Origin of the sequence: Pseudomonas sp. HMWF021 (genome assembly GCF_003061005.1) — a bacterium.
Lineage (GTDB): Bacteria > Pseudomonadota > Gammaproteobacteria > Pseudomonadales > Pseudomonadaceae > Aquipseudomonas.
Map to the genome: position 1 here is coordinate 117401 of NZ_QAIK01000164.1, position 2036 is coordinate 119436.

Consider the following 2036-nt stretch of genomic DNA (forward strand, 5'->3'; position numbering starts at 1 on the left):
ACTGGAATCGGCAGGAACCTGAAACACGTGTCGCAAATAGGCGACGAAATTCGGGTCTTTGCAGTGGGTCTTGCCGGGCTCGTCGGAGATCTTCGCCACCGGCTGGCCGTTGCAGGCGGTCATTTTAAGCACGATGCTCATCGGTTCGACACCCGGAATGTCGCAGGTCAGGTTGGTGCCGATGCCAAAGCTGACGTTGATCCGCCCGTGCAGCGCGCGGAAGATCTCCAGCGACTTGGGCAGGGTCAGGCTGTCGGAGAACACCAGAGTCTTGCTCATCGGGTCGATGCCGAGCTTGTGGTAGTGGGCGATGCATTTTTCGCCCCACTGCACCGGATCCCCGGAATCGTGGCGCAACCCGTCGAAGAGCTTGGCGAAGAACAGGTCGAAGTCGCCGAGGAAGGCGTCGGTGGTGATGCAATCGGTGAGCGCAATCCCGAGCAGACCACGGTACTCGCGTACCCAGCAGTCGAGGGCGGCGATCTGGCTGTCGATCAGTCGTGGGCCGAGTTGCTGGTGCGCCATGATCCATTCATGGGCCATGGTGCCCAGCGGTTTCATGTCCAGCTCGCGGGACAGATGCACGTTGCTGGTGCCGACGAAGCGCCCCGGGAAATCGTGCTTGAGCACGTTCACCACTTCTTCCTGCACGCGGTACGAAAAGCGCCGGCGGGTGCCGAAGTCGGCGACCTGTAATTGCGCCAGTTCGTCAGCCGAGGCGTTGGCGCTGAGCCAGTCGAACTTGCGATACAGCTGTTCCCGCGCCTGCACCAGTTCGATTTCCCGGTAGCGATAGCGGTTGCGCACTTCGCTGACTATCGCCAGCAGCGGCACTTCGTACAGAATCACATGCAGCCACGGGCCGCGCAGGCGGATGAACAACTCGCCGTTCTCGATGCCGGTATGCAGATAACGCAGGTTGAAGCGGAACAGTCCGAGAAAGCGCAGGAAGTCCGGTTTCAGAAAGGTGATGCGCTCGAGAAAACTCAACTGGTCGGCACTCAGGCTCAGTTCGGCCAAGCGCTCGATCTGGTAGCGAATCTCGGCCAGATACGGCCGCAGATCCTCACTGTTACGGCAACGGAACTCCCATTCGACTTCGACGTTGGGGTAGTTGTGCAGCACCGCCTGCATCATCGTCAGTTTGTAGAAGTCGGTGTCGAGCAGGTTCTGCACGATGCGATCGGCAAACACACTCTCGCTCATAAACGGGGTCTCCAGGTGCACCGCGCGGTTGCGCGGGATCAATCAATGACGCTAGTGGCGCATATCAGGGACGAAGATTGCCAGCAATTTTTGGCAGGTGAAGATCATTTGTGGCGAGGGGATTTATCCCCGATCGACTGCGCAGCAGTCGTCGCTCTTGAGTTTTTGGGGTCGCTGCGCAACCCATCGGGGATAAATCCCCTCGCCACAGGGCAGTACTCAGACCTGTTGAACCGCAGGGCTATCAATCTGCTCCAGCATCCACTTCACAAAATCCCGCACCTTCGGCACTTCCGCCGCGTGCTCCGGGTAAGCCAGGTAGTAGGCGTCGGAACTGGGCATTGCATGCTGCCAGGGAATGACCAGTTTGCCGTCGGCCAATTCCTCTTCCACCAGAAACCGTGGCAGCAGCGCCACGCCACAACCGACCTGGGCGGCGCGGATGCACATATAAAAGGTTTCGAAACGCGGCCCGTGGTAGCTGTGCTCGGTGTGGTAGCCCTGACTGTCGAACCAGTCGTGCCAGGCCTGCGGGCGCGAGGCGTTTTGCAGCAGCACCAGATCGGTCAGTTGCGTCGGGTCAGTGAACGGCTGATCCGGCAGGCTGCCAGGGGCACAGACCGGCACCAGCTCTTCGCCGAACAGCTTCAGGCATTCGGTGCCGGGGCGCGATCCCTGGCCGAAATAGAACGCCAGATCGCTGCGCCCTTGCAGCAAGTCATCCGCCTCCTGCTCGTTGCACAGGTCCAGATGGATCGACGGATGGCGCAGACGCCAGCCCTTCAGACGCGGTACCAGCCAGCGCGCGCCGAAGGTCGAAGGGGTAGAAA

Annotated in this window: 2 protein-coding genes; both read right to left on the reverse strand. The window is 60.5% G+C overall.

Annotated elements, in window-relative coordinates; translation table 11 throughout:
• Positions 1–1206, reverse strand: a 1206-nt coding sequence (gene pncB / locus DBR18_RS28295; RefSeq protein WP_158275062.1) for a nicotinate phosphoribosyltransferase, incomplete at its 3' end; no start/stop codon positions are given.
• A 219-nt stretch (positions 1207–1425) separates the two neighbouring features.
• The coding region (locus DBR18_RS23850; RefSeq protein ID WP_256588901.1) for a LysR substrate-binding domain-containing protein at positions 1426–2036 on the reverse strand (611 nt) is incomplete at its 5' end.